The sequence below is a fragment of the Siminovitchia sp. FSL H7-0308 genome (genome assembly GCF_037980985.1).
GTDB lineage: Bacteria > Bacillota > Bacilli > Bacillales > Bacillaceae_C > Siminovitchia > Siminovitchia thermophila.
This window is the reverse complement of sequence record NZ_CP150282.1, coordinates 2,613,588-2,634,784: the sequence shown is the minus strand read 5'-3', so window position 1 is coordinate 2,634,784 and position 21,197 is coordinate 2,613,588. Positions and strand designations below refer to the sequence as shown.

The window sequence follows — 21,197 nt, the reverse complement described above, 5'->3', positions numbered from 1 at the left end:
TTTAAAATACATCTTTTTAAAAAAGGAGAATGAAAAATGGCACTTTCCCAAAAAACGATTGATGTGGTCAAATCAACTGCTCCTGTGTTAGAGGTACATGGTGTTACCATTACTTCAGTATTTTACAAAAATATGTTCAAAAATCATCCTGAATTATTGAATATTTTCAATCATGCAAATCAATCTCAAGGAAGGCAGCAAACCGCTTTGGCGAACATGGTATATGCTGCGGCCAAAAATATCGACCAATTGGAAAACGTCCTTCCCGAAGTTGTACAAGTAGCCCATAAGCACCGAGGTCTCGGGGTAAAACCAGAACATTATCCAATTGTTGGAAAATACTTACTCGGTGCGATCAAGGAAGTGCTTGGGGATGCAGCAACTGATGAAATCATCGATGCCTGGTCAGAAGCTTACGGGGTGATCGCCCAAGCATTCATTGGCATTGAAGCGGACATGTACAAAACATCAGCGGAACAGCCAGGGGGTTGGGAAGGCTTTAAGGAGCTTGAAGTAATTGATAAAGTGAAAGAAAGTGATGTAATTACTTCCTTCTACTTGAAAGCAAAAGACGGAACAGCACTCCCTTCTTTCGAACCCGGCCAATACATTACCGTTAGGCTTCAGATCCCCGGCGAAAAATATGCGCTAAATCGCCAATACAGCTTGTCATGCGCTCCGGGAAATGATTATTATCGCATTTCGGTTAAAAAGGAAGCTGACCAGGAACCATTCGGGAAAGTATCCAATTATTTGCATGAAAAAATCAATGTTGGTAACGTGATTGAAGCAAGCGCTCCGGCAGGTGATTTTACATTCAATATGGAAGAAACGGCACCAGTTGCTTTTATTAGTGGGGGAGTAGGACTTACGCCTCTGATGAGCATGCTGGAAACTTTGACAAAAAGTAATGAAAATCGGGATGTTACATTTATTCATTCAGCAAGACACGAAGGTGTTCACGCTTTCCGTGACGAGGTAAAAAATATGGTTGACAAACTGGAACATGGGCGCTTCTTATACGGCTATGAACACCCATTTGATCAAACTGGAGGACATCATTTTAGCGGCTATATAACAAAAGAATTTTTGAAGGAACATATTACAAAAGATACGATTTGTTATGTATGTGGGCCGGTTCCGTTCTTAAAAAATGTCGTTCAAATGCTAACAGATCTCGGCATCACCGAAGACAATATCCGCTATGAATTTTTCGGTCCGGCTATGAGCTTGCAAACTAATAAAACTGCTGTTTAATAATATATGAAAAGAGCAAGGATCCGGCTTCATCAGCCCCTTGCTCTTTTTTATGCATTTCGATTCAAATTTTTATTGCGCCAATCAAGTTATCCCTTGCTGTTGGACTGAAAAAAACCGTATATTCCATTACGGTACCTACCCAAGTCAAAAACGCGCGGCGGATGTAAGGCGCCCGGTTCCCTTGTCTCTTACGATGGAAATGAAGGTTGGACGCATGGCAGCTAACGTGTATTTCTGTACATTTCTTACGACGGAGTGGCAGTTAACGTGTAGTTCCGTACATTTCTTACGACGGAGTGGCAGCTAACGTGTATTTCTGTACATTTCTTACGATGCGTGGAAAGCTAACCTGTACTTTCGTATCTCTCTTACAAAATGTCAATCTGCCATTAGGCCGTCGCTAGTTGTTATTCCGACAATGCTTTTTGCAAATTGGAAATATTTTTTTTCATGATGGAGAAGTAATCTTCGTTGTTTTTGGCGTCTTCAGTTGTGATGTATTCAAGATTGTGCAAAGTGAGCGGCGTTGTCCCGGTTTCTTTTTGTATGGTTTCCGTTACTCTTGTCAGTGGATTTTGATCGTAAATAATAAACGGAATTCCCTGTTTGTTTACCTCTTCAATAATGGATTGCAGCTCCTTTTGGGATGGTTCATGTTCAGGGCTTAAACCGGTAATCGTGATTTGCTTTATTCCATAGCGGTGCTCCCAATAGCCGTAGGAAGCGTGGGAAACCAATATTACATTACGGTCCGCCGACTCCACGGTTTGCTTCAGTTCTATATCAATCTCTTTTAATTGATTTGCCAACTGTTCGTAGTTTTGTTCGAAATCGGCTTTTGCGTCCGGCTTTTTTTCTATAAGCGCGTTTTTTATGTTTTCGGCCATTGTGATCGCGTGAGTAGGATCGAGCCAAACATGCGGATCTGTATGATGGTCTGTTTTCTCATGATTCTCGTGGTCTTCCGAATGTTCATGTCCACCGTCGATGAATGGAATGCCTTTAGTTGCTTCAACGGTTGTCACATGTTCATCCTTCAAAGAACTTTTCAATTTATCGACAAATGCTTCGAGGCCAGCCCCATTGTAAATAAACAAGTCGGAATCGGCCACTTTCATCATCGTTTTCATTGTCGGTTCAAACGTATGGGCATCTGCGCCCACCGGGTAGACACTTTTAACATTGACATGTTCTCCACCAATTTTTTTTGTGAAATCTTCAATGGGATAAATGGTTGTATAAACCGTTACAGTATTTTGTTCCTTTTGATCATCTGCCGCTTCGCCGTTGCAACCGGATAAAAATAATACGAACAATAAGAATGCCGTTACAGGAAATATTTTCACCCTCAAAATACGAATCTTCCTTTCTGGTGATAACTGTGGATAAAGATTGTCACATCGTAAATCGTAATGATTACGATTTGGATATTATATAATAAAAATGCAAAGACGGCAAGAGGAAAAAGCAGCACGACACATATTATTTATGCCCATTTTCATTTTACTGGACGGTATATCCTCCATCTATCACGATCGCTTGGCCGGTAATTCCTTTGGCAGCGTCGCTCGCCAAAAATAAAGCGTATTCCGCGATTTCAGAAACATCCAGCAGTCTTTTCTGGGGGACAAGAGGGTATATGACTTCTTCCAGTACTTTGTTTACAGGGATATTTCTCGTTTTTGCCAAATCACTCAGTTGATTTCGAACCAAGGGTGTATCGATATATCCAGGGCAAAGTGCATTGACTGTAACTCCATACTCGGCCGCTTCGAGGGCTGCCACTTTTGTCAGACCGATCACGCCGTGTTTTGCGCTGTTATATGCCGCTTTTCCCGAGAAGCCGACTAGACCGTTGATGGAAGACATATTGATAATGCGGCCAAACTTCTGTTTTTTCATAACCGGAAGAGCATGTTTAATCGCAATAAAGGGCCCGGTTACCATCACTTTCAACATTTGCTCAAATTTTTCCGTTGGGAAGTCTTCAATAAACGAAACATGCTGAAGCCCGGCATTATTCATTAAAACGTCAAGTCTGCCGAATTCATCAACCGTATTTTTTAGTGCCTGTTCAATATCTTCCTCATTGCTGACATTACAAGAGATCCCGAATACATTCAGCCCTTGCTCTTTCAATTTAGTTGCGGCCATTTTAGCGTGACCTTCATGAAGATCTGATAGAATAACTGTTGCGCCATTTTCGGCAAAAACTTTTCCAACTTCGTATCCAATGCCCCGGGCAGCACCTGTTAAGAAAACAATCTGTTTTTTATCCATAAACACACCTTCTTTATAATGATAAATTTGTCTCGCATGAACTGGCAGTTATCGTAAAATAGAAAAGTATTTTTTTGGGGTCAACTGCCAGTAAAACACGATCGTTCGGGCCGGCAGGACAAGAAAAAGACAGCGACACATCGCGTGTTTTTCTAAAGGATGTCAATTACAAAGGCTCTAAGACGTACAGGAAGTACTGTTAAAAGCGAAACGACAGGACAAGGAAAGCTTCGGCGGCAACTCGAAGAAAAAGCGTAATCTTTTTCGAGCATGGCTACCTGAATTGTCCAACAGGACGTTTTCTGGCTTTGCTTTTTTGTTCTCGGCAGTGGGGATGGGATTCGCAGACTAAGATGCTAACGTCGGCATGAACCATTTCATGCGGGGCGGGCAACCTTCACTGAACATGCCAATAGTACGAGCTTGCTTTCTAATGTTATTATTATCTTACAACGAAGGATTTGCAATCGTCGTCTCAAAAAGAAAAAAGCGTGACTTTCTTTCGAGGATTTGGATATTTTCAGTGGTTGGATATAGTCTGTTTGCGGAATGATCAATGGGGCTTTGATCATTTCGATGAAAGCTTTGCCAGCAGTGATGTATTCTTCGAAAGAAAAACGGATAAAAAGGGTATATCATTCGTACGATAAGAAGGGAAAGGAGGCTGTATTTTGGACAAGTTCACCAACATTTCGGAAGAAAAAATTCGCAAGGCATATGAGGAAGGTGAATTTGACGAGCTTCCCGGCTTTGGAAAGCCTCTTCCGGAGGAAAATTTGGAGGGCATTCCCAAAGAATTGAGAATGGCGTACCGCGTTATGAAAAATGCCGGCTTTTCACCGGATGAGATGGACGTTAAAAAAGAGTTAATGACAATCGAGGATCTTATCCGCCGTTCCGAAGATGAGTTGGAGATAGAACAACTACGGAAAAAGTTAAACGAAAAATTATTGAATTATAACAGCCTCCTAGCGAAAAAGCGTATAAAAACAAACTCATCCGTTTTCAAAAAGTATGAACACAAAATAGAAAAGAAGTTTTTTGGAGACTAACCAGCCTGTTTGCGGACCGGCTGTTTTTTCTTTATGAACGTTTTTTCTTTAAAATCAGGTTGCCCTTTAGTCAAGGCTGGCTTTTTTCAAGAATACGTCTTTACTCAATGGTTTTAGAGAGCGTATAGAAACAGCATGTTAAAGTGAGACATGCTTGAAAAAAGTCTATTATTGTTATATAATATCTTTTCAGAATATTTTAAATAGGAGGGGAGAAAGTGAGTCCTACAATAACGACGATAGCAGTTCTCATTCTCTTTTATTTGGGGTACCGTTATTATTCGAAGTTTTTGTCGGAAAGGATTTTTCGGCTCGATCCGAATTTTGTGACACCTGCCCATGAGTTTAAAGACGGGGTGGATCATGTTCCCACGAACCGTTTTGTTCTTTGGGGACATCATTTTAGTTCAGTCGCTGGTGCCGCCCCAATTGTCGGGCCTGCAATTGCCATGATTTGGGGCTGGGGGCCTGCTCTTATATGGGTGACGCTAGGCACGATTTTCTTTGCCGGGCTTCACGACTTTGGGACGTTGTGGGCTTCTGTTAGAAACAAAGGAAAATCTGTTGGGGTCATTACAAACTCGGTGATCGGAACACGGGCAAAAGGTTTGTTTTTATTGGTTATTTTCTTTTTGCTCCTTATGGTGAATGCCGTTTTCGCTGTCACGATCGCCAACTTGTTTACTGCATTTCCCGAAAGTGTTCTGCCATATTGGCTGCAAATCCCCGTAGCGATCACCATAGGTTTTCTAGTATACAAACGGGGAACGAAGTTGCTTTGGCCTTCCATTATCGGACTTATTTTGTTGTTTGTATTTATTTTAATCGGGGCCAATGTTCCCCTCCCTTTGCCGGAGGCGATGCTCGGAATGTCACCTGGCGCATGGTGGGTCATCATTATGCTGATTTATGGTGCGGTTGCTTCAAGGCTGCCAGTATGGCTATTGCTTCAGCCGCGTGATTATATCAACTCACACATGCTGTTCTTGGGGTTGATTATCATTTACTTGGGCTTGTTCGTGACACGCCCGGATTTTGTAGCCCCATTCTTTAATACGGATGTTCCGGCAGGCACTCCGCCGATTTTACCCTTATTATTTGTGACAATTGCTTGCGGTGCGATCTCCGGATTCCACGGACTGGTGAGTTCGGGAACGTCATCCAAACAGCTTGATAAAGAGACGGATGCCCGTTTTGTCGGATATTTTGGCGCAGTGGGAGAGGGGATGCTTGCACTTGCTGCGATCATGGCGACGGCCGCCGGGTTTGCCACTTTTGACGCATGGAGCCAGCATTATGAATCTTGGGCTGCGGCCAGTGCCGGGGGAACAGCGGCATTTGTAACTGGTGCAGGCCACTTCCTCTCCAGTTTGGGGATTTCACCAGTGATTGGAACGACATTCATCTCCATCATGATTGTGGCATTTGCCGCAACGACACTTGATACTTCCATGAGATTGCAGCGTTTTATTTTATCGGAAATTGGTGAGCAATATAACGTTCAACCGTTAAAGAATGCCAATGTGAGTACTGTCGTGGCCTTTTTGAGCTGTGTTGCGCTCGCGTTTCTTGCCGATCCTTCCAACCCAGGGGCTGGTGGAATGGTTCTTTGGCCGCTATTTGGTACGACAAACCAGTTGACTGCCGGATTGTCGCTGCTTATTTTGACCATTTTGTTATGGCGCATGGGAAGAAATTATATTTACTCGCTCATTCCGCTCATCGTTGTTGTTACAGCTACCACAGTCAGCATGGTCATTAACATTGCCAATTATATTCAAGCCGGAAATACATTGCTCGTAATAGTTGGAACGTTTATTCTTGCTTTGAATATCTGGCTGATCCTTGAAGGACTTGCAGCGGTAAGAAGGGAAATGCAGTCAAGGATTCCACCCGCGCCTCCGCTTTCCAAATAATACACGTAAAAGAGGTCAAATCATGAACATACATGTCGAAAAACTAAAAAGTGTTTTAAAGGAAATCAAACATTTCTATCGTGAAATGTACTATGTTCCATATCGTCAAACGATGCAGCGAGAAATTCAGCGGAGAGACGATATGTTTAAGCTGCTTGTTATGTCGGAAATGCTCGGCCTACCCAATCCCGCTTCTTTTTACACGCTTGAACTAATGCCGTTTATGCTGGAAGACTTCCATAAATGGCATACAAGAATGGGGATGGAAAAATCCCCACTGGAAGGTTTTCGCTGTTGTTAAGATGGTTAAGGAACAGGAATGGGGATAGCCGGCAAGAAGACAATCGCAATGAGAAACAAAACGAAAGACAATTGAACATATCCTTTTTTGGGGGTAAAGGTGGAGTAGGTAAAACAACCTGCTCCGCCCTCTTTGCTTTTTCTTTGGCCAAAAAAGGGCATAAGACACTCCTCGTCTCCACTGACCCCGCTCATTCTTTGGGGGATTTACTAGAAGTGGATGCCGGTTCCGAGCAGCAAATTGCTCCGGGCTTATCCGTCATGGAGTTGGACAGCGAACGTGCCAGTAACCGTTATATCAACGAAGTGAAGGGCAATTTGGAAAAATTAACCGCACCCGAAATGTGGAAAGAGGTAGAGAGACAGGTAGATTTTGCAAAAGCTTCACCCGGCGCAGATGAGGCTGCTTTATTTGATGAGCTCGTAACAATTATATTGGATGCCGAGGGAAACTTTGATCATATCGTTTTTGATACTGCTCCGACAGGCCACACGCTCAGACTCCTTTCGCTGCCTGATTTGATGGAAGTGTGGATGGAAGGCATGCTCGCCCAACGAAAGAAGTCTCAGGAAATGAACCGCATGTTAAACAATATAGCCGGCGTTCGGGAGGAAGAGCCGGCTGATCAAGTGTATCATTTGTTGCAAAGAAGGAAGCACCGTTTTTCCATGGTAAAAAAATTATTGCTGGACTCGGAAAAAACGACTTTTTATTTCGTATTAAATCCGGAACGCCTCCCGATATTGGAAACTGAAAAGGCGATGGGCATTTTGGAAAAATACCATATAAAAGTTGGAGGAATCATCATTAACCGGGTATTGCCCGAAGAAGCGGATGGAACATTTTTGGAAAAGAGAAGAGAGCAAGAAAAAATATATGTAAAAGAAATAGAAGAAAAATTTTCCAGTTTCAATAAGATATATATTCCGATGCAGTCCTCTGATATTAAAGGAATTGATGAAATTAACCAGCTTGCTCCTTTAATGGAAAACTTAACCAATAAAGGAACCGTTTAGATTTTTGTACTTAACATCTGATTTCACCGTCCGATATAAAGGATAAGACAATTATTGAGGGTGAAGCAAATAAATGGATAAAACATCATTGACTGGGGTCGTCCTTGGATTTATTGCAATTGGGGCAGGCATGATATTAAAAGGAGTAGATATAGCAGCGTTGATTAATCCGGCTGCCATCCTCGTCATCTTGGTGGGAACGGCTGCAAGCGTGATTATCGCTTTCCCTTCTTCGGAAATCAAAAGGATACCCAAGCTTTTCGGAATTATTTTCAAAGAGCAAAATATGCCAAAGCCAAAAGATCTTATTCTTTTGTTTTCCGATATGGCCCAATTAGCGAGAAGGGAAGGGCTTCTGGCGCTAGAATCGAGATTGGACGAGATTGATGACCCGTTTTTAAAGCAAGGACTCATTTTGGCCGTTGATGGACAAAATGCCGACTATATTCGTGATGTCCTTTCGGATGAAATTGATGCCATGGAAGAACGGCATGCAGCCGGCGCTGCTATTTTTTCCCAAGCGGGTACGTATGCACCTACACTGGGGGTTCTAGGAGCTGTTATCGGATTAATTGCTGCATTGGGCAATATGGAAAATACCGATGAACTTGGAATTGCCATTTCAGGTGCGTTTGTCGCCACTTTACTCGGGATTTTTACCGGTTATGTGTTGTGGCACCCATTCGCCAATAAGCTAAAGAGAAAAACGCATGAAGAAATCAAATTGAAGGAAATGATGGTTGAAGGCATTCTATCCATATTAGAAGGTGAAGCGCCGCGCATCATTGAACAAAAGCTTTCATCACATCTTCCGGCTTCAGAACGAAAAGGTTTATTTGTAGAAAATGAAAGTGAAGTGGCCCAAAATGTCGAGGCGTAAAAAAAGAAGAAAAGACGAAGAGCATATGAGTGAGGCTTGGCTACTGCCATATGCCGACTTATTAACGTTGCTCCTTGCCTTGTTCATCGTGTTATTTGCGATTAGTTCCGTTGATGCCCAACGGTTTAGCCACTTGTCCCAAGTGTTTAGCGGTATCTTCATGAACGGGACGGGTCCGGTCGAGTTTCAACAGCCGGTTGAAGACAGCGAACAAAGTGCGGATGTCCCATCCGATTGGGACGCCTATAATAAAGCAGAAAAGGAAGCCGCTGAAAAGGCTATCCAAGAGATGGAGAAAGAATTGGAAATACTGGAAGCCATCCGGGAAAAAGTGGAAAGCTTTATTCAAAAAAATGGTTACGAAGATAAATTCTCGACTTCACTCACTGCAGAGGGGCTCCTTATTAGAATTAATGACAGCGTACTGTTTCAGTCAGGGAGCGATACCGTACGGGAAGAAGATAAGAACACGGGTAGAGAGTTGGCAAAGCTGCTTGAAATGGAGGTGCCGCGAAGCGTCATCATTAGCGGCCATACCGACAATGTTCCGATCAAAAACTCGAATTTTCAATCAAACTGGGAATTGAGCGTTATGCGGGCGGTCAATTTTATGAAAGTCCTTCTGGAAAACGAAAACTTGGACCCACAGCTATTCAGTGCCAAAGGCTTTGGGGAATTTCAACCAATCGCTGATAATAATACAGCAGAAGGCAGAGAAAAGAACCGCAGAGTGGAAGTGCTCATTCAACCATATACCGAAGAAACGCAATAAGCAGAAGCAGTTAATGCCGGCATTCTACTTGAGCCAGTGACACAACAAAATCAGCTGATTAAAAAAAGAACGATAAAGTGAAACTTCATTCAGTAGGGCTCCTACTGAATGTTAGTTGAACCAATCGGGCATTTAGGTGCCGTTTTCTCTTGTATTCACTATAAGCAAATACGAAATAGCAAGGGGCTTGGACAAAACCCTGTAAACATGAAACAAACCGCATGGAATCAAGTTTAAAAACCTTGATTTCACGCGGTTTTCTTCTCACGATTTTTACGAATATGAATCAGCTTTCAATTTATGTCCCGGCCCCTATTGTGTTAAAAAAATCGCTATCATAGCTTGAGTATGCAACTAATGTAAATGTACATTTTCGATGAGTAGGAGTTAAAATATTCCAAGCTTACGTATACGTGCTGCCGCTTCCTGAAGACGTTCTTCAGATGTAAGGAGCCCCACTCTGACATAACCTTCCCCATATTGGCCGAAGCCGATTCCGGGTGCTACAGCTACGTGGGCCTTTTCAAGTAAGAGGTCCGCGAATGACTCTGAGGTATATCCGGAAGGAACTTTTAGCCATGCGAAAAAGGAACCTTTCGGTGCATCGACATGCCATCCAATTTCATGAAGGCTTGAAATGAAAACATTTCTTCTAAGTTCGTACATATCATTCATTTGCTTTGCGGCTTCGGCCGTATTGGAAAGGGCTTCTTCTGCCGCATCTTGTATGGCGCCAAACAGGCTTACATACAAGTGATCCTGCAGTAGATTGATCGCTTCGATAACAGATGGATTTCCCGCTGCAAAAGCGATTCTCCATCCCGCCATATTAAATGTTTTCGATAACGTGTAGATCTCGACGCCAATGTCTTTTGCACCCGCTGCTTGCAGGAAACTGACTGGTTTTTTTCCATCAAAGCCGATCCCGCCGTATGCAAAATCATGGCAGACACAAATATGGTGGTTGGCCGCAAACTCTACCGTTTTTTCGAAAAAGCCGATATCAGCAACTGCGCCGGTCGGATTGTTGGGATAATTTAATATCATTAACTTCGCTTTATCAGCAATTTCTTTATGTATAAGGTCATAGGAAGGAAGAAAATCATTTTCTTCCATAAGGGGCATCATTTCCATTTTAGCATTGGCAAGCGCGGCTCCAGACCAATAGTCGGGATAACCGGGGTCGGGCACAAGCATGACATCCCCGGAATTTAACAGACATTGCGGCAACTCTACCAGTCCGGCCTTTCCTCCAAACAATATGGCGATATGTTTTTCGGGGTCAAGGTCAACACCGTATTCTTTCTTATAAAAATCCGCGGCAGCCTGTTTTAAATTCCTTTTGCCTCTAAATGGCGGATATCGATGATTATTCGGATTGTCGGCAGCCGATTTTAAACGCTCCACAATGTTGACAGGCGTCGGCTTGTCCGGATTGCCCTGGCCAAGATTAATGACGTCATGTCCTTCGGCTTTAATGTGATTAACCTTCTCCACAAGTGAAGCAAAAAATTGCGTCGGTAAATGTTTCAGTAATTGAGATTGTTCAAATGTAAGCATTCCATCACCTTTTTTAAGATAATTCTATTTTTTTATCTATATAGTTCAAAATGTTACCCCTTAATGGTATGTTTGTAAAGAACAGGCAAGAATGAACAGGAGGAGAACAGTTCATGAAGTGGAAAGTGGGCCTTATCCAAATGGATATTGCATTTGGCGATCCGAAAGAAAATTACAAAAGGGCTGAACAATGGTTTGAAAAAGCTGCTGAACAAGAGTGCACGCTCGTAGTGCTTCCGGAGTTGTGGACTACTGGTTATGATTTGACACGATTGGACGAAATTGCCCATTATGAAGGTGAAGACGCGCGCCAATTTTTAAAGGAACAGGCGGTCAAACATCGCTTTCATATTGTAGGTGGATCGGTTGCGAAACAAACAGCAGATGGCGTAAAAAATACAATGTATATTGTCGATAAAAATGGAAGAATGCTTCATGAATATAGCAAGCTTCATTTGTTCCGATTGATGGATGAACATAAGTATCTTATTGCGGGCGAGGATGAAGCAAGATTTACGGTTGATGGAGAGGAAGCAGGGAGCTTTATATGTTATGATATCAGGTTTCCGGAATGGCTGCGCAAACCTGTTTTGAACGGAGCAAAGGTCCTGTTTGTTGTTGCCGAATGGCCGCTTCCAAGGTTGGATCATTGGCAAACATTATTAAAGGCACGCGCCATCGAAAACCAAAGCTATGTCGTTGCATGCAACCGGGTTGGCCGCGATCCCCATAACATATTTGCGGGGCATTCTATGATCATCGACCCTTGGGGAACAGTCATTTCCGAGGGCGGTGAAGGCGAGGAGCTGCTGACAGGAAACGTAGATCTTGGACTAATTGATGAAATTCGTGGAAGAATTCCTGTTTTTGATGACCGGAGACCGGAATTTTATTAAATGAAACACCCAAAAGCTGCGCGTGCTTTTGGGTGTGTTTCGTCTGAGGAAGGAATAGCAGATGAGAAAGGCGTTATTTTCGCAGTCTCCCCAACTCTTCGGCGATAGCTTCCATTTCGTTTGGAGTGAAGTGTTCTTTTTTCATGACCATTTCATAGATTTCGCAGAGTTCTTCGTATAACTCTTCATTGATCGCCTCTGCTTTTACCGCACTCGTATTCACCATGCGCAGTTTTTCTGTAATTTGGTTGAGCATATATTCAATGTTTTGCGGCTTGTTTTTCGATAAATCCACCGATGTCATCTCCCTGATTTGAATTATGATAATCCAATGATTCCATTCTCTTAAAGGATTGTCAACTAGATTATGAATATGATCTCCATATTAAGACAGGGATTGAATCAAGCCGAATTTCTTTTCAGTTGTTGTTTTTCTTCCTTGATCGTATTAATGATTCTCTTTGTTTCATAAACAACTACACCCGAAAGACCCAGCAATCCAATTAAGTTGGGAATCGCCATGAGGCCGTTCATAATGTCGGCAAACGTCCAGACGATATCAAGGGTGGTGACTGCTCCAATAAAGATGGCACTTACAAATACGATTCTATAGTAAATAATTGCTTTGGCAGTAAACAGGTAAGAAAAACATTTTTCACCGTAATATGACCAACCCAAAATAGTTGAAGAGGCGAAGAATAGAAGCCCAAGAGCAATTATGATCGATCCGGCAGGGCCCAGGAAAGTTTCAAAGGATGCTGAAGTCAAGTCTCCGGCAGCTATTGAACCATCCTTATACAAACCTGCCATGACAATGGTTATTCCGGTGATTGAACAGATGACAATCGTATCAATGAAAACTTGTGTCATTGACACGAGCGCTTGTCGGCCCGGCATATCCGTTTTGGCTGCTGCGGCTGCAATAGGTGCAGAACCAAGGCCTGCTTCATTAGAAAATACACCACGGGCCACGCCGTACCGAATAACGGCTCCAATTGCGCCCCCGGCAACGGCTTGTCCTGAAAATGCATCTGAAACAATAACGGAAACAGCGGTAGGAATTAAATCAAGATTCATAAATAATACTGCCAGTCCGCTCATAACATAAAACAAGGCCATAAAAGGGACAAAAAGTGCTGTGACTTTTCCAATACTTTTGATTCCTCCAATAATGGAAAGGCCGGCAAAAATCACAAGGATGATTCCGGTAATCCATTCGTTAATTCCAAAAGTTGTTTTAACGATATTGGAAACAGCATTGGACTGGACAAGGTTCCCTATACCAAATGCGGCAATAGCGCCAAAAATGGCAAACAAAACCCCGAGCCATTTTTGTTTCAGGCCGCGCTCTAAATAATACATGGGCCCGCCCGACATTTCTCCATTTGTATCAACAATCCGATATTTTACGGCAAGAACCGCTTCTGCATATTTAGTTGCCATACCGAAAAGGGCGGAAAGCCACATCCATAAAACTGCTCCCGGACCTCCAAGAGTGACCGCCGTTGCAACACCAACAATATTTCCTGTTCCGACTGTTGCTGCTAAAGCAGTCATTAAAGCCTGGAAATGGGATATGTCTCCTTTTGAAGATTTATCTTGCTTGAAGCTAAAAGCAAGCTTTAAAGAATAGGGGAGGAGCCGGAGCTGCAAAAATCCGATCCGAAAAGTGAGAAAAATCCCTGTTCCCAAAATGAGTACGAGAAGGGGCAATCCCCATACAAAACCACTGATTGTCTCCAGAATTTTAGAAATTTTGTCTGTGAATGTAGGCGCTTTCATACACAACCTCCTTTTTTATCTGTTAAACTCATATGCTCTCATTCTGCAAAAAGATCAATAGAATGTCAAGTTCATTCGGGATCTGGTAAAATGTTTTATAGTTTCTCCAAAAAGGTAAACATAAGGCAGATAAAGTGGTCGGGAGAGGTGTCCGGTATGGATAAAGTGAAAGCCAGAAATAATCGCAAGAAAATCATCAGATTTGTAAATACATTAATGGAAAAGATTCAACATAATGATGTCACAGGGCTTGCAGCCCAGTTGGCCTACTTTTTCCTGCTGTCCTTATTCCCCATGTTAATTTTTCTGTTTACTCTTTTACCTTATACGCCGGTAACGCAACAAGACATTTTTAACCTGATAAAAGATTTTGCGCCAGAAGAGACATATACGTTCATGTACGATACATTGACGGATGTTATGGCTAATAGAAGCGGCGGGCTTCTTTCCATCGGCTTTATTGCTACGATTTGGTCAGCCTCCAAAGGAATGAATGCCTTGATGAAATCTTTAAATCGGGCACATGGGGTCGAGGAAAAACGCTCCTTCTTTATTGCACGGGGATTGTCGGTCGTTTTGACAATTGCCATGATCTTTGTATTTATTTTGGCATTGCTTCTTCCTGTTTTTGGAAAACAAATCGGTCTGTTTATGTTTTCTTTTCTCGGCCTGTCGGAGCACTTTTTAAAAGTTTGGGGAATTATTCGCTGGACACTTAGTCCCATCATATTATTTGTCGTTTTTCTGGCCGTGTACTATCTGGCGCCCAATGTCAAGATCAAGTATCTATCAGCAGTGCCAGGAGCTGTTTTTGCAACGGTTGGCTGGATCGTCGTATCACTCGGGTTTTCGTATTATGTTTCAACATTTGGAAATTATACAGCGACTTACGGGAGCATAACCGGTATTATCATTTTGATGTTATGGTTTTATTTTTCATCCATCATTATTATGGTCGGCGGGGAGATCAACTCTTTTTTTACAGAAAAAAAGGAAAATCGAATTCATTAAAGAGCCGCTTGACAAGCAGGCAACGCGGAACTCGCAAAGTAAGGAGACGGATACTAAAAATCGTGAGTAAACTTGATAACAACAAGCTGTTTTTTGACATGGGAAGTTTTGATTGTTTTACTGCAATCGGACTTCCCGTTTGTTTATTCATGAAGTTTCAATCTGGAAATGACAAGGTTGATGGAGAATTTTTCCGGTTTCACATCGTGAAGGAGAGAAAAGCTCACATTGACAATTCGCTAGGGGCAATGCCAGCTGAAACGCCATGCTCTTCAAGCTTCATTTACGGATTCGGTAAGAGATTAGAGAAGCGCCTCTTACAGATGAATGTCTTTTGAAGCCAACTGCCAGTTGGTATAATGCTTTCAAATCATGTTTGTTTTATTTTGGAAAGGGGAAGAAAAAAATGGAATTTAAAATGAAGACGGAAGGTTTTCACATTGAATTGCCCTACGGAAGGCTTGATATTTCGGGGAATGAGGAAAATGGTTTTCGGCCGTATCAACTGTTAATTTCTTCACTTGCTGTATGCAGCGGGGGAATATTGCGCACCATATTGACAAAGATGCGTTTAAAGGTTGACGATATTCGAATTATTGCCGATGCGGAAAGAAATCTGAAAATGGCCAATCGGATTGAAAAAGTTTCCCTGCATTTTAAAATCAAAGGCTCTCATTTGAGTGATGAAAAAATAGCAAAAGCCTTAGAACTGACAACAAAAAATTGTGCAATGGTTCAATCTGTGATTGATTCCATCGAAGTATGTAAAACTTACGAAATCATCGATAGTTAAAGTTGAAGGAGGATGATCAGTGGATGGTCAATAAAATCATTTTAATTGTCATTGCTATAGGGCTTCCGCTTTCTATTATCGGCTCATTTTTGCAATGGCCAGGGACGGCAATGTTCGGCGTATATTGCCTGACGATCGTCGCTTTGGCGGGCGTGATGGGGCGAGCAACGGAAAGCTTGGCTATTGTGGCAGGACCCCGGATTGGCGGGCTTTTAAATGCGACGTTTGGAAACGCTGTTGAATTAATCATTTCCATTTTCGCATTAAAGGCAGGACTTATTAATGTTGTCCTTGCTTCCTTGACAGGCTCGGTCATCGGAAACTTGCTCTTAGTTGGAGGATTGTCTTTTTTCGTAGGCGGGTTGAAGTTTAAAAGGCAAATGTTTAATGTGTACGACGCAAGACATAACGCGGGTTTACTCATGTTTGCCGTGATCGTTGCCTTTATGATTCCGGAATTATTTACGTTAAAGATGACCCCCGGGGAAAAAATGACGTTAAGCATTGGCATATCCATTATCATGATCATCCTTTATATGTTTGCGCTTTTCTTCAAGCTTGTTACACATCGTGGGGTGTATATGACAAGGGAGGAAAAAGAGGCGGCTCATGAGGAAGAAATTCCCGAATGGTCAAAAGGAAAGGCGATGCTCATTTTGGCGCTGGCAACGTTGGCCGTTGCGTATGTGTCTGAGCGGCTTGTTCATACATTTGAGGCTGTGGGCGAACAGTTTGGCTGGTCCGAGTTATTTATCGGGGTCATCATTGTGGCCATTGTCGGTAATGCAGCCGAACATGCCTCGGCCATTATTATGGCTTACAAGAATAAATTGGATATAGCCGTAGAGATTGCGATTGGCTCTACATTGCAAATTGCCATGTTTGTAGCACCTGTTCTTGTCTTGATCTCATTGTTTTTTAAACAAGAGATGCCGCTCGTATTTACAGTACCCGAGCTTGTTTCAATGGCCACTGCCGTATTGCTGACGATCGTTATTGCAAACGACGGGGAATCGAACTGGTTTGAAGGATTAACGATGCTTGCGGCATACTTAATTATGGGTATTGGATTTTATTTGCTGTAGGGGTGGATAATCCGGGGCAATTAGGAAAAAATAAACGCATCAACATAACGCCGCTTTTAAGATGAAAGGAGTAAAAACACCATGAAACGGCATCATGAAATTATGTTCTTGCTTTTAGCCTTTGTCCTGGCAATGGGCCCTATTACGGCAACGGCTGCAAAGGAGCCTGAATCGCGTAAAGAAGCAACCTTTGAAATCCCTTCATCCGTAGTGAATATAGGAAAAGAAAATACCATTTCAAACCCTTCCAGCGAGCTTCCTCGTTTGGCGCCGAGCAAGTTTACGAAAGAATTGCTGGAGAATTCCAAAGTGAAAATTGAAAATCCCAATCTGATTCGTATATTGAATGAATCGGCTGTTACAAAGTCTCCTCTTTCTTTCGGAGCAAGGGCCACTATTTTTCTGGGAGAATGGGCATTGAACTATGAATCGGAAGAGACGGACCCGAACTGGAAATATCAGAAAATCAATACAAATTTTTATGATAACCGGGGCGGAACAGGCAATTATCAAATTCATTATGTACAGGAATCCCAAAAAACAATCAAGGGCGGTTTGACATCCAAAGTGACCCACCCCGAAGACGTTCAAAAAATGATGCAGGAAAAAGCGCGTGAAAAAGTGAATTTGCCGCTTTCATTTGAAACACTCATCGGTGCCGGAACGAAACATACGCATGTTTACAACATTCCGCCCACTCGCGTAGGGTATTTATATGCATATGCACCTGCAGTAAGCGAAAAAGGAAAGCTGACTTATGGCGAAGTATACTTATTATTAAAAGGTACGAAACAAAAAATAGTCGTAAAAAATGTGACGACACAAGAAATCGGCGCCTGGATTCCGATTCAGGATCATTTAAGCTTTTCATTTGAAACGAGGGAATAGGAGGGGCAGAAGCCTCTCTTTTTTGCTATCAACATCTTGTCAAGATGCTCTGTCCTTGCCGCCTCCGCCATGAACTACAACATTTGGAAAGGTATGGCATGGATAAAATCCCTGCAATGGAAAAAATATAAGAAAAAGATTGAAAGGCGGTGTGTGAATGAAACGCTTGGCGATGTGGCTGCCACTTTTTTTTCTCTTCTTTCTTTATGGACACGAGGTGAATGCAGTATCCAATACGCCCATTCATTGGGGGTTTAAAAAGGGAAGCGGAGAAAAGCAGGCTGATGCCGGACAGGAATATGAACAATTGCTGAATAAATATGACGCTTTTTATAAAGGAAGCCCAGATAAAAAAGTGTTATATATGACGTTTGATAATGGATATGAAAATGGCTACACCGGTAAAATCTTGGATGTATTAAAAAAAGAAAAAGTTCCGGCAACTTTTTTTGTTACCGGCCATTATTTAGATAGCGCTCCTGACCTGGCCAAACGGATGGTAAAGGAAGGACATATCATTGGGAATCATTCTTGGAGCCATCCCGATTTAACACAGGTAAGTGATGACAAAATAAAAGAAGAGCTGGAAATGGTGAAAGAAAAAACAGCTGCTTTGACCGGACAGACTGAAATGCAGTATCTTAGGCCGCCAAGGGGAATTTTAAGCGAAAGAACCCTAAAAGTTGCCAAGGAAGCAGGCTATTACCATGTCTTGTGGTCATTGGCATTCAAAGATTGGCAAACGGATCAGCAAAGAGGATGGAAATATGCATACGATAACATCATGTCGCAAGTCCATCCAGGTGCGGTGATCCTTCTTCATACAGTCTCCAAGGATAACGCCGACGCTTTGGAAAAAGTCATTGGCGATCTGAAAAAGAGGGGTTATACGTTTAAAAGCCTGGATGACTATATCGCACATGAAAAAATGAAGAATCCATTGATTTCCCAGTAGGTCTTTCAATAAATTCTTATTAGTCATTATGTCAGGCGCTTTATAAATTTATTATCCAATGATGAACCGAGAAAACGAAAAGCGCTTTAAAGGTGGAATCCCAGCGTGTCGAAGGAAGAAAGACAAGGACTTTAACAACTAGGCAGAAATGGATGATTGGAATCTGTCGGTTTTCAAAATGAAGAGAAGGAACAGCTTGGTGGAATGTACAAGCCTGAAACTAGTGTAAATCATTCATGATGAGGAAAATTATATAATGATGAAGGTTAAAGCGGCTAAAGAAGCTGCTTTTTCTTTTTTAAGATATAATAAAGCAAACAAAAGGAGGGGGCTATATGTGGGAAGAGCGTGTTCAGATTGAGGGGCCGTACAATTTTGATTTGGCGTTGGACAGGCTTGCCATGGATCCTCTCCATATGATTGATAGTGAAAAAAGGCTTATACGGGTCCCGATTTATGAGCCATATGCGGAAGTGGTTGATGTTCAGGCGATAGGATCAACCGAAAAACCTGTATTTAAATTGAAAGGAAAAAACATCAATACTAAAGAAAAAATCATTGCCGAAGTGATGAGAGTTTTTCAATGGAATAAGCCGCTTGATGAAATTCATCGCTATTTTTCCGATACAGTTCTTAGCGATATCTTTTCTGAACATCGGGGTACACCAATTGTTCTGGAGTTTTCTCTCTATGCTTCCATTATGCGCTCTATCATTCACCAGCAAATTCATATGAAATTGGCGATTTCTTTAACCGAGCAATTTGTTAAAACATACGGCCTTGAAGTAGACGGCGTGCCGTTTTTTCCCTTGCCGGAAACAGTTGTTGCGCTGAAAGTGGATGATCTTCGCAGGCTGAGGATGAGCCAGCGTAAAGCAGAATATCTGATCGATATTTCAAGGAAAATCGCCAATGGTGATGTAAATTTGGAGCATGTAAAACAATTGCCCGATCAGGAAGTGATTGCTGAGCTGGTCAAGTTAAGGGGAGTAGGGCCTTGGACAGCCCAAAGCTTTCTATTATTTGGATTGGGGAGGAATAATCTTTTTCCAAAAGCGGATATAGGGCTGCAAAAGGCTTTGCAAAAGCTGTTTCAGCTCGAGCGTAAGCCAAGCCCGGATGAGATTGGTGGTTATATAAAAAACTGGGAACCATATTTGAGCTACGCCTCTTTATATTTATGGAGAAGCATTGAAAAAAAGTAAGGAAAGGCAGACTAACGGGTTTGGTTGGTGAGGAGAAAAATGCTAATAACAATAGAATTCGGAAACTTATTAGCATGGAATTCAGCAATGAATCAGCATATTAAATAGCAAGCAAAAACGCTCAGAGAAAATCCGAGCGTTTGAGAATGTAAAAAATTTTGTGTAATTGGTTAAACTTACCAATTAATGATATATTAATATCCATATTTAACGTGTTTAGTTAAGTATTTTAGTTTTTTGTTTATTGTATGCTTTAATTATTGCCCATAACATAGCAAACAGCACAAAGGTTGTTCCACCGACTAACAACACCAATAATCCTAAAAATGAATAATCCTTTGATTCAATAAATACACCATGCGATCCCGAACCAAAGTAATATGAGCTGTATAATTTACTCATAAGAGGGTTATCGTACGTTGTGTATTCATATATGACCTCATCTCCATTTGAGTAGTTTTTAACTACCGCCGTCCCAACAGAAAATTTCGCACCCTCCAAAATTTCTTCTATCTCAATTTTATTCGCTTCAGACAACTGCCCATCTGTCGGAATAATTTCAAGGATATCGTTAACAATAGCAGTTTGTTCTTTGTGAATATCATTGATTGGGATTATTGTAATAATAAAGAAGATTAATGAAAGAACAAAAATACCTAATCCAGCATTTAATAGCCTTTTTCCAAATGTTTTTTGTGTTTGAAATACCTGATTTATCAGTGATCGGAGTTCATTCTCTTTACCAAATCGTTCAATGGCGATTTCAACAGCTTCCTCTTCCGTTTTTCCCTCGGATATTAATTCGTGAACGGATTCGAGCAAATGACTTTTCATTTCACTTTTTAAATCTTGGATTTCATCTTTGTTGCCTTTCGCATTCCGATAAACCTTGTTAACGTACTCTTCAACTTGTTTCAATTTTTTTCTCCCCTTTCAAGAAACGAATCAATCATATTTTTAACAAATTCCCATTCTTTGCGCTTTTGTTCTAATCCTTCTTCACCCGATGGAGTTAATCGATAATATTTCCGCCTTCCTCCTGGTCCTTGCTCATCTCCCCAATAGGACTCTATCCACATGTTTTTCTCTAGGCGCTTTAATGATAAATAAAGTGTTCCTTCTTTCAATTCGAATTGTTCTTCGCTCTTTTCTCGAACAAACTTGGCAATTTCATATCCGTACATATCCTCATCTCTTAACAAGGAGAGAATGATCGTATCAATATGACCTTTTAAAACCTCTTTGTTAATTTCCAAATACACCGCCTCCTAACCATACTATAAAATATAATACCCAATAATACAAGGTATTCTTTCAAAAAAACATCGCTAATTATTAGCGATCTACCTTGGATAGATTATTTCTTTCAAATCAAAAGTTCTATCTGTTATACCCAATCGTTGCGCGGGAGTCTCCCTTGTTCCGTTTGATATATAAAAGGGAAACAAAAATTGTAATACGTTCGAAGGATAGTGATTGCCATCTGTGCATACTTTGGATTGAAATTTGAATAGATATAACTTTTTCCATCGCCACGGGCGGTGG

General features: G+C 41.7%; 21 protein-coding genes. 14 read left to right on the top strand and 7 right to left on the bottom strand.

Translation table 11 applies throughout. The annotated features are described in order from the left end of the window. Positions 1–36 precede the first annotated feature (36 nt). Entirely contained in the window at positions 37–1,257 is a 1,221-nt protein-coding gene (hmpA, locus tag MHB50_RS12640) for an NO-inducible flavohemoprotein (RefSeq protein ID WP_077109525.1), read from the top strand. Positions 1,258–1,667: 410 nt separating this feature from the next. Here the strand turns inward: hmpA and MHB50_RS12635 are convergent, their stop codons facing one another. Together MHB50_RS12635 and MHB50_RS12630 are read right to left on the bottom strand one after the other, a co-directional pair. After that, the gene (locus tag MHB50_RS12635; RefSeq protein ID WP_339165471.1) at positions 1,668–2,606 is read right to left on the bottom strand and encodes a zinc ABC transporter substrate-binding protein; all 939 of its coding nucleotides are present in this window, start codon (positions 2,604–2,606) and stop codon (positions 1,668–1,670) included. A gap of 157 nt (positions 2,607–2,763) precedes the next feature. After that, positions 2,764–3,540 carry a 3-hydroxybutyrate dehydrogenase gene (locus MHB50_RS12630; protein ID WP_339163982.1) on the bottom strand — a complete coding sequence of 259 codons (777 nt, stop codon included), beginning with the start codon at positions 3,538–3,540 and terminating at the stop codon, positions 2,764–2,766. Between the two features lie 671 nt (positions 3,541–4,211). Here MHB50_RS12630 and MHB50_RS12625 point away from each other — a divergent pair. The 6 genes from MHB50_RS12625 (at position 4,212) to motB (ending at position 9,477) form a co-directional block, all read left to right on the top strand. Further along, positions 4,212–4,592 (top strand): DUF1992 domain-containing protein, encoded by a 381-nt coding sequence (locus MHB50_RS12625; RefSeq protein ID WP_077109528.1) that lies wholly within the window; start codon positions 4,212–4,214, stop codon positions 4,590–4,592. Positions 4,593–4,810: 218 nt separating this feature from the next. Continuing rightward, positions 4,811–6,508 carry a carbon starvation protein A gene (locus MHB50_RS12620; RefSeq protein WP_339163980.1) on the top strand — a complete coding sequence of 566 codons (1,698 nt, stop codon included), beginning with the start codon at positions 4,811–4,813 and terminating at the stop codon, positions 6,506–6,508. Positions 6,509–6,530: 22 nt separating this feature from the next. Then, the gene (locus MHB50_RS12615; RefSeq protein WP_077109529.1) at positions 6,531–6,809 is read left to right on the top strand and encodes a cory-CC-star protein; all 279 of its coding nucleotides are present in this window, start codon (positions 6,531–6,533) and stop codon (positions 6,807–6,809) included. After that, on the top strand, positions 6,803–7,825 hold the full coding sequence (locus MHB50_RS12610) for an ArsA family ATPase (RefSeq protein ID WP_339163977.1): 1,023 nt from the start codon (positions 6,803–6,805) through the stop codon (positions 7,823–7,825). Before MHB50_RS12615 ends, MHB50_RS12610 begins: the two co-directional genes overlap by 7 nt. A gap of 73 nt (positions 7,826–7,898) precedes the next feature. Next, entirely contained in the window at positions 7,899–8,705 is an 807-nt protein-coding gene (motA, locus tag MHB50_RS12605) for a flagellar motor stator protein MotA (protein WP_077109530.1), read from the top strand. Continuing rightward, positions 8,692–9,477, top strand: a complete 786-nt coding sequence (gene motB, locus MHB50_RS12600) for a flagellar motor protein MotB (protein WP_077109531.1) — start codon at positions 8,692–8,694, stop codon at positions 9,475–9,477. Before motA ends, motB begins: the two co-directional genes overlap by 14 nt. Before the next feature lie 387 nt (positions 9,478–9,864). Here the strand turns inward: motB and MHB50_RS12595 are convergent, their stop codons facing one another. Next, positions 9,865–11,037 (bottom strand): pyridoxal phosphate-dependent aminotransferase, encoded by a 1,173-nt coding sequence (locus tag MHB50_RS12595; RefSeq protein ID WP_339163973.1) that lies wholly within the window; start codon positions 11,035–11,037, stop codon positions 9,865–9,867. 113 nt (positions 11,038–11,150) lie between these two features. Between MHB50_RS12595 and MHB50_RS12590 the strand changes: the two genes are divergently transcribed. Then, the gene (locus MHB50_RS12590) at positions 11,151–11,933 is read left to right on the top strand and encodes a carbon-nitrogen family hydrolase (RefSeq protein WP_339163970.1); all 783 of its coding nucleotides are present in this window, start codon (positions 11,151–11,153) and stop codon (positions 11,931–11,933) included. Between the two features lie 73 nt (positions 11,934–12,006). Here MHB50_RS12590 and MHB50_RS12585 read toward each other — a convergent pair whose 3' ends face one another. Together MHB50_RS12585 and MHB50_RS12580 are read right to left on the bottom strand one after the other, a co-directional pair. Continuing rightward, complete coding sequence (locus MHB50_RS12585; RefSeq protein WP_077109534.1) at positions 12,007–12,228, bottom strand: DUF1128 domain-containing protein; 222 nt, start codon at positions 12,226–12,228, stop codon at positions 12,007–12,009. Between the two features lie 107 nt (positions 12,229–12,335). Beyond that, positions 12,336–13,715 carry a sodium:alanine symporter family protein gene (locus tag MHB50_RS12580; protein WP_339163968.1) on the bottom strand — a complete coding sequence of 460 codons (1,380 nt, stop codon included), beginning with the start codon at positions 13,713–13,715 and terminating at the stop codon, positions 12,336–12,338. Positions 13,716–13,871: 156 nt separating this feature from the next. Here MHB50_RS12580 and MHB50_RS12575 point away from each other — a divergent pair, with 156 nt between their 5' ends. The 6 genes from MHB50_RS12575 to MHB50_RS12550 all read left to right on the top strand — a co-directional run bounded on the left by MHB50_RS12575 (position 13,872) and on the right by MHB50_RS12550 (position 19,652). Beyond that, positions 13,872–14,726 carry a YihY/virulence factor BrkB family protein gene (locus tag MHB50_RS12575; RefSeq protein WP_339163966.1) on the top strand — a complete coding sequence of 285 codons (855 nt, stop codon included), beginning with the start codon at positions 13,872–13,874 and terminating at the stop codon, positions 14,724–14,726. Between the two features lie 406 nt (positions 14,727–15,132). Further along, the gene (locus MHB50_RS12570) at positions 15,133–15,519 is read left to right on the top strand and encodes an OsmC family protein (RefSeq protein ID WP_339163963.1); all 387 of its coding nucleotides are present in this window, start codon (positions 15,133–15,135) and stop codon (positions 15,517–15,519) included. A gap of 23 nt (positions 15,520–15,542) precedes the next feature. Then, the gene (gene cax / locus MHB50_RS12565; protein WP_077109538.1) at positions 15,543–16,604 is read left to right on the top strand and encodes a calcium/proton exchanger; all 1,062 of its coding nucleotides are present in this window, start codon (positions 15,543–15,545) and stop codon (positions 16,602–16,604) included. 81 nt (positions 16,605–16,685) lie between these two features. Continuing rightward, positions 16,686–17,492 carry a YfkD family protein gene (locus MHB50_RS12560; protein WP_339163961.1) on the top strand — a complete coding sequence of 269 codons (807 nt, stop codon included), beginning with the start codon at positions 16,686–16,688 and terminating at the stop codon, positions 17,490–17,492. A 157-nt stretch (positions 17,493–17,649) separates the two neighbouring features. Further along, the gene (gene pdaA, locus MHB50_RS12555) at positions 17,650–18,447 is read left to right on the top strand and encodes a delta-lactam-biosynthetic de-N-acetylase (protein WP_339163958.1); all 798 of its coding nucleotides are present in this window, start codon (positions 17,650–17,652) and stop codon (positions 18,445–18,447) included. A gap of 335 nt (positions 18,448–18,782) precedes the next feature. Continuing rightward, on the top strand, positions 18,783–19,652 hold the full coding sequence (locus MHB50_RS12550; RefSeq protein WP_339163955.1) for a DNA-3-methyladenine glycosylase: 870 nt from the start codon (positions 18,783–18,785) through the stop codon (positions 19,650–19,652). Between the two features lie 216 nt (positions 19,653–19,868). Here the strand turns inward: MHB50_RS12550 and MHB50_RS12545 are convergent, their stop codons facing one another. Both MHB50_RS12545 and MHB50_RS12540 read right to left on the bottom strand, forming a co-directional pair. Then, positions 19,869–20,570, bottom strand: coding sequence for a permease prefix domain 1-containing protein (locus MHB50_RS12545; protein ID WP_339163953.1), 702 nt, complete (start codon positions 20,568–20,570; stop codon positions 19,869–19,871). Next, positions 20,567–20,908: a helix-turn-helix transcriptional regulator gene (locus MHB50_RS12540; protein ID WP_339163950.1), complete on the bottom strand. Its 342-nt coding sequence runs from the start codon at positions 20,906–20,908 to the stop codon at positions 20,567–20,569. Before MHB50_RS12540 ends, MHB50_RS12545 begins: the two co-directional genes overlap by 4 nt. Between the last annotated feature and the right edge of the window lie 289 nt (positions 20,909–21,197).